This is a genomic window from Halorubrum sp. Boch-26 (assembly GCF_029889805.1).
In the GTDB taxonomy this organism is placed as follows: domain Archaea; phylum Halobacteriota; class Halobacteria; order Halobacteriales; family Haloferacaceae; genus Halorubrum.
Genome location: NZ_JARANT010000090.1, coordinates 1 through 11,213, shown reverse-complemented (window position 1 = coordinate 11,213; position 11,213 = coordinate 1). Strand labels below are relative to the sequence as shown.

13 protein-coding genes, 1 tRNA gene and 2 pseudogenes are annotated in these 11,213 nt (G+C 70.5%); 10 read left to right on the top strand and 6 right to left on the bottom strand.

What is annotated here, in order from left to right; genetic code table 11:
* Nucleotides 1-93: 93 nt before the first annotated feature.
* A complete protein-coding gene (locus OQF71_RS11855; protein ID WP_280587914.1) occupies nt 94-1,161 on the bottom strand; it encodes a phosphoribosylaminoimidazolesuccinocarboxamide synthase in 1,068 nt (355 codons plus the stop codon).
* A gap of 158 nt (nt 1,162-1,319) precedes the next feature.
* Here OQF71_RS11855 and OQF71_RS11850 point away from each other — a divergent pair, with 158 nt between their 5' ends.
* Both OQF71_RS11850 and OQF71_RS11845 read left to right on the top strand, forming a co-directional pair.
* Complete coding sequence (locus OQF71_RS11850; RefSeq protein ID WP_280587913.1) at nt 1,320-1,925, top strand: tRNA (cytidine(56)-2'-O)-methyltransferase; 606 nt, start codon at nt 1,320-1,322, stop codon at nt 1,923-1,925.
* A 321-nt stretch (nt 1,926-2,246) separates the two neighbouring features.
* Nucleotides 2,247-3,200: pseudogene (locus tag OQF71_RS11845) on the top strand (PAS domain-containing protein); the annotation flags it as partial.
* A gap of 49 nt (nt 3,201-3,249) precedes the next feature.
* Here OQF71_RS11845 and OQF71_RS11840 read toward each other — a convergent pair.
* Nucleotides 3,250-4,296 carry a hypothetical protein gene (locus OQF71_RS11840; RefSeq protein ID WP_280587912.1) on the bottom strand — a complete coding sequence of 349 codons (1,047 nt, stop codon included), beginning with the start codon at nt 4,294-4,296 and terminating at the stop codon, nt 3,250-3,252.
* Nucleotides 4,297-4,450: 154 nt separating this feature from the next.
* Between OQF71_RS11840 and OQF71_RS11835 the strand changes: the two genes are divergently transcribed.
* The 6 genes from OQF71_RS11835 (at nt 4,451) to OQF71_RS11810 (ending at nt 9,158) form a co-directional block, all read left to right on the top strand.
* Nucleotides 4,451-4,975, top strand: a complete 525-nt coding sequence (locus OQF71_RS11835; RefSeq protein WP_280587911.1) for a transcription factor — start codon at nt 4,451-4,453, stop codon at nt 4,973-4,975.
* Nucleotides 4,975-5,670 (top strand): DUF2110 family protein, encoded by a 696-nt coding sequence (locus OQF71_RS11830; RefSeq protein WP_280587910.1) that lies wholly within the window; start codon nt 4,975-4,977, stop codon nt 5,668-5,670. Before OQF71_RS11835 ends, OQF71_RS11830 begins: the two co-directional genes overlap by 1 nt.
* 4 nt (nt 5,671-5,674) lie before the next feature.
* On the top strand, nt 5,675-6,439 hold the full coding sequence (locus OQF71_RS11825; protein ID WP_280587909.1) for a DUF5803 family protein: 765 nt from the start codon (nt 5,675-5,677) through the stop codon (nt 6,437-6,439).
* Between the two features lie 86 nt (nt 6,440-6,525).
* Complete coding sequence (locus OQF71_RS11820) at nt 6,526-7,218, top strand: molybdopterin-binding protein (RefSeq protein WP_280587907.1); 693 nt, start codon at nt 6,526-6,528, stop codon at nt 7,216-7,218.
* 289 nt (nt 7,219-7,507) lie between these two features.
* On the top strand, nt 7,508-8,632 hold the full coding sequence (locus OQF71_RS11815) for an ATP-NAD kinase family protein (protein WP_280587905.1): 1,125 nt from the start codon (nt 7,508-7,510) through the stop codon (nt 8,630-8,632).
* A 91-nt stretch (nt 8,633-8,723) separates the two neighbouring features.
* Nucleotides 8,724-9,158 (top strand): MoaD/ThiS family protein, encoded by a 435-nt coding sequence (locus tag OQF71_RS11810; protein WP_280587904.1) that lies wholly within the window; start codon nt 8,724-8,726, stop codon nt 9,156-9,158.
* A gap of 180 nt (nt 9,159-9,338) precedes the next feature.
* Here the strand turns inward: OQF71_RS11810 and OQF71_RS11805 are convergent.
* Nucleotides 9,339-9,423 (bottom strand) — tRNA-Leu (locus OQF71_RS11805).
* 40 nt (nt 9,424-9,463) lie between these two features.
* On the opposite strand from OQF71_RS11805, the gene OQF71_RS11800 reads away from it, so the two are divergent.
* Nucleotides 9,464-9,586 (top strand): hypothetical protein, encoded by a 123-nt coding sequence (locus tag OQF71_RS11800; protein ID WP_280587902.1) that lies wholly within the window; start codon nt 9,464-9,466, stop codon nt 9,584-9,586.
* Here OQF71_RS11800 and OQF71_RS11795 read toward each other — a convergent pair.
* From OQF71_RS11795 to OQF71_RS11785, 3 genes are all read right to left on the bottom strand, one after another.
* Nucleotides 9,572-9,922, bottom strand: coding sequence for a ferredoxin (locus tag OQF71_RS11795; RefSeq protein ID WP_280587900.1), 351 nt, complete (start codon nt 9,920-9,922; stop codon nt 9,572-9,574). The two genes, OQF71_RS11800 and OQF71_RS11795, sit on opposite strands and share 15 nt — an antisense overlap.
* 82 nt (nt 9,923-10,004) lie before the next feature.
* Nucleotides 10,005-10,244: a hypothetical protein gene (locus OQF71_RS11790; protein WP_280587899.1), complete on the bottom strand. Its 240-nt coding sequence runs from the start codon at nt 10,242-10,244 to the stop codon at nt 10,005-10,007.
* A 40-nt stretch (nt 10,245-10,284) separates the two neighbouring features.
* The gene (locus OQF71_RS11785; protein WP_280587898.1) at nt 10,285-10,743 is read right to left on the bottom strand and encodes a DUF5796 family protein; all 459 of its coding nucleotides are present in this window, start codon (nt 10,741-10,743) and stop codon (nt 10,285-10,287) included.
* A gap of 169 nt (nt 10,744-10,912) precedes the next feature.
* On the opposite strand from OQF71_RS11785, the pseudogene OQF71_RS11780 reads away from it, so the two are divergent.
* Nucleotides 10,913-11,213 (top strand): annotated as a pseudogene (locus OQF71_RS11780) (hypothetical protein); the annotation flags it as partial.

Here is an 11,213-nt window from a genome sequence, read left to right as displayed (position 1 = left end):
CCCCCCCCCCCCCCCCCCCCCCCCCCCCCCCCCCCCCCCCCCCCCCCCCCCCCCCCCCCCCCCCCCCCCCCCCCCCCCCCCCCCCCCCATTATTTATAAGTTGTCGGCCGCGTCGAGCGCCGCCTCGACGTCCGGGACGTCGAACCACTCGCGACCGGTGTACGCGTTCGTCCCCGCCGCGTACAGCTCGGAGACCGCGTCGACGACCGCCGGCGGCAACGGCTCGGGGTCGCGCTCGCAGAGCTCGCGCCAGTCGTCGATCTCGCGGCCGGCGACCGCCGCCTTCGCCTCCGTGACGGCCTCGACCCATTCCGGGTCGTTCGCCTTGTACCACTGCCGGACGACCTCCTTCGAGATCCCGCGGCCGCCGTACGAGAAGCGGTTCTCGTCGAACGTGCCGACCACGTCGGCGACGCGGAGCTCGCCGTCGGCGTACAGGCACTCGATCTTCCCGTCCTCGTGAGCGAAGCCGACGGCGTCGGCGCGCTCGGTGACGACGCGGTTCACGTCGAGGGCGAGCGACTCGAGGGCGTCGACGTCGGCGGCGCCGGCGATCCGATCGGCCTCGGTGCGAGTCAGGTACCGGTCCTGCTCCTCGTACTTCGTGGAGAACTCCGCGACCGGCTCCGGGAGGTCGACGGGCTCGTCGGGCCACTCGCCGGCGGCGACGTCCGAGGCGGCGTCGGTGTCGGGGTCCGCGTCGAGACCGAAGTCGGCGGGGTCGGCGCGTCGCCGGAGGCTGGAGCCGACCGGGACGCGGTTCCGGAAGACGACCTCCAGCGGGACGAGGTAGTTGTCCCCGCCCGCGGCGTGAAAGGCGTCGTAGTCGTAGCCCGCCTCGGGCCCCTCGTACGGCAGGTCGGGGACCTGCGTCAGGTCGATCGCCATCTCCGTCGGCGGGGCGCTCGCGTCGGCGAGGGGGACGAGATCGCCCGCGTCGGGATCCGAGACGCCCCGGTAGTGCGTCGCGATCCCTTCCGCTTCCAGCAGCTCGAAGTTGAACGCGCCCATCGCGCAGAGGCTGGCGCCCTTCCGCGGGATCGCGTCGGGCATCTGGCCCCAGTCGAACACCGAGTACGCGTCCGTGAAGACGAACCGACCGCGGCCGAGCGAGTCGGCGGTCGCGGGCTCGTCGACGCGGAACTCCTTGACGCTCGTCATACCTCACCCGGCGACCGCCTCCCCCATGAACCTTTCACTTACGTGGTTACCTCTCGAATTCGATACGGTCGATGATCCATGAATATGGTTCACATCGGTTCCGGACAGCGCGCGACCGCATCGAAAGGACCACACCCGTCGCGGGCGCATCGCCGTCCATGCACGAGGCGCGCGAGGTCGTCGTCCTCCGGTACGGCCACCGGCCCGGACGCGACGACCGCATGACGACGCACGTCGGGCTCACGGCCCGGGCGCTCGGGGCGGACCGGGTGATCTTCCCCGACAACGCCGGGCAGTCCGGGGAGACGGTGCGGGACATCACCGATCGGTTCGGCGGCCCCTTCGCGGTCGAACTTCGCGAGGACCAGAAGGCGATCGTCCGGGACTGGGAGGGCGTCGTCGTCCACCTCACGATGTACGGCGAGCGCGTACAGGACGTCGAGGGGGAGGTTCGCGAGGCGATCGGGCTCCCGGACGAGGAGAGCGCCGCGGGCGAGGGGAACGACCCGGCGACGCCTCGCGATCTCCTCGTGGTCGTCGGCGGCGAGAAGGTGCCGTGGGCGCTGTACGAGCGCGCCGACTTCAACGTGGGCGTGACGAATCAGCCCCACTCCGAGGTCGCCGGGCTCGCTGTGTTCTTAGACCGGCTGTTCGAGGGCGCGGAGCTGGATCGAGAGTGGGTCGACGCGGACCGCGAGGTCGTCCCGGAGCCGGCCGGAAAAACGGTCGTCGACGCCGACGAGGCCGGAGGCGAGTCGGACTGAGACCGGGCGGTCTCGTCGCGGCCGATCAGTCGTCGTCGCGGGCGATCCACCCCGCCTCGTCGTCGTCGACCTCCGGCGTCCCGCTCATGACGCCGGGCAGCCCCGTCAACGGTTCGCCGACTCGGACAGGAACCCCCTCCGTGCGGGGCCAGTTAACTGTGGATGCGTAACTTTTAGCGGTAGTGCACCTGCTACGCACAAGAGATGGACACGGGCCCCGAGAGGCCCGCCGACGGCGCCCCCTCCAGCGGCGTCATCGATACGCCTTCCGAGGAGGCCGCCGACGCCGGATCCGAAGGTCGGACCGAAGACGAGACCGCCGAGGGGGACAACCCCCTCGTGTACACGAACGACGAGTTCGAGGCGCTCACCGGCTACGACTCCGAGATGGTCGGCGTCGACTGCCGGTTCCTGCAGGGCGAGGACACCGACCCGGAGACGACCGCGACGGTTCGAGAGGCGATCGACGACAAGCGGCCGGTCGTGGTCGACATCCTCAACTACCGACACAGCGGACAGACGTTCTGGAACCGCCTCACGATCGCCCCGATCCGCGACGAGGCGGGAACGGTCACGCACTTCGTCGGCTTCCAGACGGACATCACGGAACGGAAGATCCGAGAGCGCCGTATGGAGGTGATGAACCGCGTCCTCAGCCATAACCTCCGGAACAAAATGAATCTCATCACGGGGTACGCGGAGCTGCTGCGGCGGAACCTCGACGAGGACGGCGAATCGCTCGACTCGCTCGAGGTGATCGACGACACGGCGGACAGCCTGATGAGAATTGCTAACGCGGTCCAGAACCTCGATCGCACGCTGTCCGTTCCCTCGCCGGCGGGGACCGCCGTCGAGCTCCGCGACCGCCTGATCGAGCTGCGGTCGCGGGTGCGGGACCGGTATCCCGAGGCGGCGATCTCCCTCTCACTGCCGCCCGACGACCCGCTCGAAACGACGGTCGTCGGGCTGATGACGGCGATCGAAGAGGCGGCGGAGAACGCCGCCAAGCACAACGACGGCCCGAATCAGTCGGTCGAAATCAGCGTCGAGCGGGGGTCGGCCGGGTGGCTCGCGATCGAGATCGCGGACGACGGGCCCGGTATCCCCGACCGCGAGACGCGCGTGCTCGATCGGGGTGAGACGCCGCTGACCCACGCGGACCGGCTGGGGATCTGGCTGATCTGCTGGGTCGTGAGCAAGGCCGGCGGGGAGTTCTCAGTCGACACGTCGAGCGGGGGGACCACGCTCCGACTGGTCGTACCCGCACGCCCGTGAGCGTCGGCCGGGCGGCGGCGAGTCCCCGAACCGGTCCCCCCCGCGGATCCTAGAGCGACCGCTTCGACCGCAGGAGCGCGAGGCGGAGTCGCGCCTCCTGTCGACTCGTCCCGCGCACGCGGCCCGTCTCGGCGTCCGCCATCGAGGCGAGCGACAGCCGGTCGAGGAGGGGCGGCCAGTCGGTAGCGCCCGCCGCCTCGCCCGCGAACGCGACCGCGTTCCCGAGCCCGTCGCGCTCCGCGCTCCCCAGCCGCGCCACCGCGGCGTCGGCGTCCCGGCGACCGCCGCCGACGTAGAGGCGGTCGCCGACGGCCGCGGGGATCCACGCCGGCAGGAGGAGGAGCCACAGCAGGACGCCGGCGACCGTGTACGCCCACGGCGGGATCCGATTCTCCTCGGGCTCGTACCCGTGGATCCGGTTGACGCGCCGGTCGGCGGCGGTCCGGTCCGCGCGGCGGCCGACGAGCAGCGTCGCCAGCAGCGCGACCGTCTCGACGAGTGCCAGCGCCGGCAACAGAGCCGTGGTGACCGCCGCCTCTCGGGTCCGGAGCCGAACGAGCGCGTGTCGGAGCGCGGCGTCGCGGTCGGCGGCCGGGAGGGAGAGCAGCCGCGTCGAGACGACGAGCCGCGCGCCGCGGTACCCGTCCGCGACGGCGACGTTGGCCGCGTCGGCGCGGACGACCGTCACCGACGGGACGCCGACGCCGACCTCCCCTGCGAGCGTCGTGACGCGGTGGGCGACGAATTCGGCCGGTCGGTCGTCGAGCTCGGCCTCAGGGAGCCGCCCGATCCGTCGATCGACGAGGAACGGGCCGATCAGCGCCGATCCACCGGGACCGAGGACGACCGCGGCGAGCGCGGCGGCGACCGTCGGGGGGAGTCCCCCGAGTGCGACCGGGTCGAGAACGCCGAGACCGGCGGGACCGAGGAGGGCGGCGGCGGGGACGAGCGGCGCCGCGGCCAGCAGCGCCGGGACCGTCGCAAGCGCGACTGCGCCGGCCGCCCGCCTGAGGCGTACTCGGCCGCTCCGCCCGTCGGCTGTTCCGGGAGAGGGAGCGTCGACCTCTCGGGCGTTCGGTCCGTCGGAGTCGCTCATTACGCACGAGTGGTGCGAGGGGCCGCCTAAAGCTCTGCCGGAGCCGCCGCCTGTCCTCCGACGGCCCGTTCCGGCTGTGACGAGCCCGGGATGGCCCCGGACGACGGTGGTCCTTTCGGAGCTTTTAACCCGATTCCACCACCAAGTTCGCGTAATGGCTTTTGAGGATCTACTGAACGACCCCGTCATCCAGAAGTACCTCCACGAGCTGGTGGGGCCGACGGGGATGCCGGTCGCGGCCGCGCCGCCCGACGGCGAGGTCACCGACGAGGAGCTGGCGGAGGAGCTCGGCTTGGAGCTCAACGATGTCCGCCGCGCGCTGTTCATCCTGTACGAGAACGACCTCGCGACGTACCGCCGGGTGCGCGACGAGGACTCGGGGTGGCTCACCTACCTCTGGACGTTCCACTACGACAACATTCCGGAGAACCTCGAAGAGGAGATGTACCGCCTGCTGGAGGCGTTAGAGGAGCGAGAGGAGTACGAACGCACCCACGAGTTCTACCTCTGTGAGGTGTGTTCGATCCGCTTCGAGTTCGGCGAGGCGATGGACTTCGGCTTCGAGTGTCCCGAGTGCGGCTCCCCGGTCGAGGCGATGGAAAACGACCGGCTCCGCGAAGCGATGGGGCAGCGTGTCGAGAAGCTGCGCGACGAACTCAACGTGGACGTGACGGGCTGATGGTCGTCCTCGCAACCAAGTGCTACGTCGAGGGAGACGCCCGCGACCGCGCGATGGACGGCATGGGCTCGCTCGTCGCGAACGACGTCGGCGAGCTGAGCGTCGACTGGCAGGTTGGCGTCCGTGACGACGGCTTCGTGCAGGTGGACGTGACCGGAGAGGACGCCGCGGTCGCCCGGAACGTCCTCGCGGAGACGTGGGGCGAGATCGTCGCCCACGACGGTGGGCTGGAGGCCGGCGAGGAGTACGTCGGCACCCTCGAGTCGTGGGACGACGACGGGTTCGTCGTCGACGCCGGCGTCGACGTGCGGATCCCCGCCGACGAGAGCGGGCTCGGCAGGGGGTCGCCGGCGCAGGTGGTCGAGCGGTTCGGGCTGGTCCAGCACCTCCCGCTGCGGTTCGTCTACGGCGGCGAAGCCGGCGATCCGGACGCGGAGGCCAGCCGGCTCGCCGACGCCGAGCGCGACCGCCTGTACGACTGGCAGCGCGGGAACGGCCGGGTCAACGTCAACTCGGCGACCCGCGGCGAGGTGCGCGCGACGGTGAACCGCGCGGGCCACGCGCAGGACATCGTCACGGTCGAGCGGCTCGGACTCTTAGAGCAGAGTATCGTCTGCACCGAAGACACCGACCCGCCGGGACTGCTCGCCGCGATCGGCTCCTATCTCCCGGCGGAGATGCGCTGCGTCGTCTGAACCCGTGAACCGACGTTTCGCCCTCGCGGTCGCCGTCGTCGCGCTGCTCGCCGTCAGCGCCGGCTGTCTCACCTACGTCAACGACGGCGGCGAGGTCGCGAACGAGACCCTCGACGCGGAGCCGCCGAGCGAGTACGAGTTCGACACCGCCCGCGACGCCGACTTCAATCTCTCGACTGGAACCCAGTACACGGCGGTGTACAACGCGTCTGGCGTGGAGGAGCTCCGGCTGTACCGACAGACGCCGTACGCCGGCGACCAGCCGCTGGAGTTCGAGGCGTTCCGGTACCGGACCGCCGAGGGAGAGGTGCTCAACGGCACCGAGTTCCGCGCCGCGGGCGGCGAGGTCGAGCGGACGCCCGACGAGACGTGGGTGCGCTTCCCCGAGGAGACGGGCCAAGGGCGGGTCGCCTTCTCCGCCGCCGGCTCGCCCCGGCGGTTCACAACGCTGGCGTACGTCGACGGGTCGTACGCGGTGACGCTCCCGCCGGGGTTCAGCACCGACTTCCCGATCGTGGGCCACGTCGCGCCGCGCGACCACGAGATCGAGACGGTCGACGGGCGCGACCGGATCACCTGGGAGTCGGTGGAGGGCGGATCGATCGTGGTCCAATCGTACCGCGAGACCGACCTGCTCGTCTTCGGCGTTATCCTCGCCGTCGCGATCGTCGCGGCGGTCGTCGGAACCGCCTACTTCCGGCGGCAGTTGGAGGAGCTCCGGGAGAAGCGCCGGGAGATGGGACTCGGCGTGTACGACGACGAGGAGTAGCCGGTCGAGGGACGCCCGCGGTCGGGCAGCCCACGGTCCGAGTCCGAACTCGGGTGCTTTTGAGTGCGCGTCACCTTATCTGAGGTATGAACGCCGCCGTCGTCACCGTCGGGGACGAACTCCTCGTCGGTGACACCGAGAACACGAACGCGACGTGGCTCTGCGACCGGCTCGACGAGCGCGGGGTGGTCGTCCGCCGCGTGACCGTCCTCCCCGACGAGGTCGGCGAGATCGCAAGAGTTGTCAACGAGTACCACGCCGAGTACGACGCGGTGGTCGTCACCGGCGGGGTCGGCCCGACGCACGACGACGTGACGATGGACGGGGTCGCGGCCGCCTTCGGCCGGACGCTCGAAAAGAACGAGGAGGCCGCGGCGTGGCTCGCCGAGCGCGGGTACAGCGCGGACGACCTCACCGCGAGGACGACGCACCTGCCGGCCGACTGCCGACCGCTCAGCAACGAGGCCGGCGTCGCGCCGGGGGCCGTCGTCGAGTCGGCGTACGTCCTCCCCGGGGTCCCGACCGAAATGAAGGCGATGTTCGAGTCCGTCGCCGACGAGTTCGAGGGGACGCCGACCCACACCGTCACCGTCGACGTCGACGAACCGGAGAGCGCCCTCCTCGACCGGTTCACGGAGCTGCAAGAGGAGTTCGACGTGAGCGTGGGATCGTATCCCGGCGAGAGCGTCCGGGTGAAGATCACGGCGACGAGCCCGGCGGATGCCGAACGCGCCGCCGAGTGGGTGCGGGAGCGGTCGACGCTGGTCGAGCCGCGGTGAGCTGACCGGCGGATGGCTGAGGGATTCGGCGTCGAGGAGCAGATCGGGGAGCGGCCGCCGGTGACTACCGGTAGAGGTACGCGAGCCACACGGCGGTGACGGCGATGCTCGCGAGGAGCACGGCGGTCGCGGTCGCGTCGATCGGGAGCGGCTCGGTCACGGCGGCTTCGAGGAGCATGGGTTGCGATTGCTCCGGGGACGACTTAAGTATTCAACTTCGGGACTGTCGGCGGTCCGGCGCGGGAACTGAGACGCGCCCGCTTAAGTTTCGGCCGCCGTAGGTCGAGACATGCACGTCGGCTTCGTGATGAATCCGGTGGCCGGGATGGGCGGTCGCGTCGGACTCAAGGGCACCGACGGGAAGGTCTCGGAAGCGGTCGCTCGCGGCGCAGAGCCGCGGGCTCCGGATCGCGCGCGCCGAGCGCTGGACCGGCTCGCGGCGGTCGCGCCCGAGGCGACCGTCTCGACCGCGGCCGATCCGATGGGCGAGCGGCTCGTGCGAGACGCCGGCCTCGATCCGGTCCGCGTCATCGACCCGTTCGGCGACGGGCGAAACGAGAACGGCGGTCCGCCCGGCCCCACGGAGACGAGCGCCGAGCACACCGCGCGCGTCGTCCGGGCGTTCGTCGAGAGCGACGAGGGCGACGGGGTCGACCTCGTGCTGTTCGTCGGCGGCGACGGCACCGCGACCGACGTGGCGGCGGCGCTGGCGGCGGCGGGCAGCGAGGTCCCGATGCTCGGTGTCCCCGCCGGCGTGAAGGTGTACTCCTCGGTGTTCGCCGTGTCGCCGGAGGACGCGGCCGAGGTGGCGGCGACGTTCTCTCGCACCGAGCGCCGCGAGGTGATGGACATCGACGAGGACGCCTACCGAGAGGGGGAGGTCCACCCGGAGCTCCGGGCCGTCGCGCGCGTCCCCGTCGCCGACGACCTCCAATCGTCGAAACAGACCGCGAGCGGGACGGTCGAGTCCCTCGCGGAGGGCGTCGCCGACGACATCCGAGAGCGGACGGGCGAGGGCGTCACCTTCGTCCTCGGTCCGGGGTCGACCGTCGGCGCGATCAAAGCGGAGCTCGGCTTCGAACCCTCTCCGATCGGCGTCGACGTGTGGCGCGACGGCGAGGTGGTGGTGCGAGACGGGACGGAGACCGAGCTCCTCGACGCGCTCGGAGAGGAGAACGTCATCGTCGTCTCACCGATCGGCGGGCAGGGGTTCGTCTTCGGCCGCGGGAACCCGCAGCTGTCACCCGCGGTGATCCGCCAGTGCGACCTGCGAATCGTCGCCTCTCGGGCGAAGCTCGACGACGTGCGCGCACTGCGAGTCGACACCGACGATCCGGAGCTCGACGCGGAACTCGCGGGGTGGGTCCGCGTCCGCGTCGGGAAGTTCGAGACGCGGATGATGAAGATCGCCTGAGAGCGCCCCCGAAAAGAGCGGCCGTGCACGAGACGGATACGCGAACATATTCGTGCAGTCGCTTACGCCCGGGAGGATCGTATAAACGAGCATGTCACCGAGTCGGCAGTCGGCGGACGCCGCCGCCGAGGGCGCGCCGGAGACAGCCGCCGAGCCCGAGGTGGAGACGACCGTCACCGTGCGCTGTACCGGACACATCCGCACGGAACTCGGCGAGTACGAGTTCGAGTACACGTTCGCGGGTGACACCCTCCGCGAGTTCCTCGACGAACTGTTCGAGGAGTACCCGGAGCTTCAGGACATGCTCATCGCCGAGAGCGAGGCCGACGCGACCCACAGCGGCTGGGCGCCGACGCCGGACGAACTCCCCGGCACGTGGACGAAGAACCCCGTCGGCGAACAGACGATCGCGTACGCTCGGATCCTCGTGAACGGTCAGTTCAACGAGAACGAGAACGGGTTCGACACGATACTGGAAGACGGGGACCGCGTCGCCCTCGTGTACCCGTTCATGTTCTGCTGCTAGGTCGGTATCAGATCGACCGGGCCGGGTCGCTCGCGAGGTGCTCGCGACAGCACGCGGGGGAAGGGATTCGAACCCCACTCACTCCGCTCGCTGCGCTCGCTTCGTTCCGGGCTGCGGCTTTCTAGTCAGAATCCCTTCTGTGCCCAGACCCGGCGCTCACGGTGTGTGAGCGCCGCGATATGCGGGGGAAGGGATTCGAACCCTCGAACCTCTACAGGAGCGGATCTTAAGTCCGCCGCTTTTGGCCAGGCTCAGCCACCCCCGCGCGGATTCCGGTTCCGGCGGCGGGGTGAAACGCCTTTCGGATGGGCGCCGTCGTCGACGGGATGGGAGCCGTCGTCGACGGAATGGGCGCCGTCGTCGACGGAATTGGCGTCCTCGTCGACGGGACGACCGCCGACGGCGACTCCCGATTACCAGTCGACTGAGAGCGTCCCGTCGCCGTGCGGGTCGGGCGCGATCTCCTCGTCGGTACGCCGATCGACGACGTGGATGACGCCTTGGTCCTTCTTCGCGGGACAGACCTCGGCCGCCCGCACGTTCTCCGCGAGTTCGTCCTCGCCGATGTAGTACGACCGCGGCTTCGCCATCCCGCTCTGGATGTCCATCTCCCAGTTGTCGCCGACCTCGGCGCACTTCCCCGCCCCGAAGCACTTGTTCGCCTCGAAGACGATCTTGTACGGCTTCTCCTCGATCGGCGGCCCCTCGCCGCCGATGTCGCTCGCGCGCAACACCTCGTCGTCGGCGTCCGCCTCGTCGCTCATGACTACTCGTCTGCGGCCGCCGGACTTTCGTCTGTCGGTCGTTCTCGATGGCTCGGGAACGGCGGAGTACCGTCGCTCCCGACTACTCCTCGACGTGTTCCGCGAGCAGTCGCTCCGCGTGCTCGGGCGAGTCCGCGAGCTCCCAGCGCACCTTGTCCGCGTCCCCGTACGCCAGCGCCTCCTTCAACCCGTCGCGGAGCACACCCGTGCCGAACCCGAGCGTGGCGCCGTCGGCGTCGCCGAGCTCGTATACCCCGTAGCGGCTCGGCGCGCTCCCGACCGTCGAGCGGTGGAGGTCGCGCCACGGTTTCGCGAGGCTCATCGGGTTGGGCCCGTCGGTGTCGAGACCGACCGTGCGACGGTCATCGGTGCGCGTCGAGCCCCTCCTCTGGCCCCTCGACGATCTCGAAGCTCCCCTCGGTCCAGCCGTCCTCGACGAAGACGAACACGCGCCCGCCGGCGATCTCGGGATCCGCGATCACCTCGTTGCGCTGGCCGGTCCGGCCGACGATCACGCCGGGGAACACCTCGTCGCGCTCGCCCTCCTCGACGATGACGCGGCCGACGCCCGAGTCCTCTAAGATCTCGTCGTCGGTGTTGTAGTCGTTGACGTACGTCATCACGCCCTCGGTCTCGGTCGGATCGGTGACGAGGACGTGGGTCTCTTTGCCGGGGCCCGCGGTCACCGATCCCTCGACCGTGTCCGGAACGCCGCGGTAGAGGGTGGTCCGACCGTCGAGGTACTCGACGACGACCCCCTCCTCGCGGAGGTCGATCCCGATCGACGTCGGCGGGACGTCGCTGCGTGAAGGCGCTGACATACGCAGCGTTCGGACCGCCCGCCTCAAAAGGGGCGCGCTCGGCGGGGCCGACCGAACGGCCCACGGCAGTCGACCAATCGGCGGGTCCAACCGCGACTCGCCGCGGGCGGATTCAGTCGCGAGAATCGGGCGTACCACATTTAAGTCCCCGCCGGCGGGAGGGTATCCCATGCAACGGACGCGACGGGGCATGTTGGGCGCCGGCGTCGGGCTCGCCGCCGGGGTCGCGGGATGCCTCGGCGTGCAGGGCGTCGAGTACCCCGACGCGGCCCCGGGTGAGAACCCGCCGGATGCGGACGAGAGCCCGCCGGATGCGGATGAGAGCCCGCCGGATGCGGACGACGGCGACGACGAGCGGGTCGCGGTCGGGAACGAGGCGCTCGCGACCGCGACCCGGAACGTCGTCGACGACGCCGTGTGGTTCGCGACCGAGTACCGCGACGCGGTCGCGCCCAATCGCGGCGCGATCG

Excerpts from the sequence above, each read along its gene's own strand:
- OQF71_RS11850 (WP_280587913.1), top strand. The coding sequence starts at position 1,320 with ATGCACGAGGCGCGCGAGGTCGTCGTCCTCCGGTACGGCCACCGGCCC.
- OQF71_RS11795 (WP_280587900.1), bottom strand. The coding sequence starts at position 9,922 with ATGAGCGACGAGGCGGACGCCGACGACGAGGTGTTGCGCGCGAGCGAC.
- OQF71_RS11810 (WP_280587904.1), top strand. The coding sequence starts at position 8,724 with ATGTCACCGAGTCGGCAGTCGGCGGACGCCGCCGCCGAGGGCGCGCCG.
- OQF71_RS11840 (WP_280587912.1), bottom strand. The coding sequence starts at position 4,296 with ATGAGCGACTCCGACGGACCGAACGCCCGAGAGGTCGACGCTCCCTCT.
- OQF71_RS11855 (WP_280587914.1), bottom strand. The coding sequence starts at position 1,161 with ATGACGAGCGTCAAGGAGTTCCGCGTCGACGAGCCCGCGACCGCCGAC.
- OQF71_RS11800 (WP_280587902.1), top strand. The coding sequence starts at position 9,464 with ATGGGCGCCGTCGTCGACGGGATGGGAGCCGTCGTCGACGGAATGGGC.
- OQF71_RS11835 (WP_280587911.1), top strand. The coding sequence starts at position 4,451 with ATGGCTTTTGAGGATCTACTGAACGACCCCGTCATCCAGAAGTACCTC.
- OQF71_RS11790 (WP_280587899.1), bottom strand. The coding sequence starts at position 10,244 with ATGAGCCTCGCGAAACCGTGGCGCGACCTCCACCGCTCGACGGTCGGG.
- OQF71_RS11785 (WP_280587898.1), bottom strand. The coding sequence starts at position 10,743 with ATGTCAGCGCCTTCACGCAGCGACGTCCCGCCGACGTCGATCGGGATC.
- OQF71_RS11820 (WP_280587907.1), top strand. The coding sequence starts at position 6,526 with ATGAACGCCGCCGTCGTCACCGTCGGGGACGAACTCCTCGTCGGTGAC.
- OQF71_RS11815 (WP_280587905.1), top strand. The coding sequence starts at position 7,508 with ATGCACGTCGGCTTCGTGATGAATCCGGTGGCCGGGATGGGCGGTCGC.
- OQF71_RS11830 (WP_280587910.1), top strand. The coding sequence starts at position 4,975 with ATGGTCGTCCTCGCAACCAAGTGCTACGTCGAGGGAGACGCCCGCGAC.